The sequence below is a fragment of the Paenibacillus vini genome, from assembly GCF_018403325.1.
Classification (GTDB): Bacteria; Bacillota; Bacilli; order Paenibacillales; family Paenibacillaceae; genus Fontibacillus; species Fontibacillus vini.
Window position 1 is genome coordinate 1 of record NZ_BOSL01000059.1, and the last position, 363, is coordinate 363.

A 363-nucleotide genomic window follows, 5' to 3' on the forward strand; every position below is an offset into this window, starting at 1 on the left:
GGACACCCCCGGATCAAAGCTTGCTTACAGCTCCCCGAGGCAGTTTCGTTGTTCGCCACGTCCTTCTTCGGCTCCTAGTGCCTAGGCATCCTCCGTGTGCTCTTAGTAGCTTAACCTACACTACTTTTTAAACTTGTTTTGACACAAGTTCAGCTAAAAGGAATGTTTTAATTCGCAAATTCTTCGTTTCGTTATCCAGTTTTCAAGGATCAAGTGACTGTGTTACCAGTCGTTTTGAGAGTTGAACTCTCAAAACTGACCAACGAGTGAGTAAGTTTGCTAACCTGAGTTAGCTATTTGAATGTTCTCGTTGCAGAGAACGATTCTCCATAGAAAGGAGGTGATCCAGCCGCACCTTCCGAT

1 rRNA gene is annotated in these 363 nt (G+C 44.9%); it reads right to left on the reverse strand.

The window, feature by feature from the left end:
* A 23S ribosomal RNA gene (locus tag KJS57_RS26135) occupies positions 1–116 on the reverse strand; the annotation flags it as partial.
* Positions 117–363: the final 247 nt, after the last annotated feature.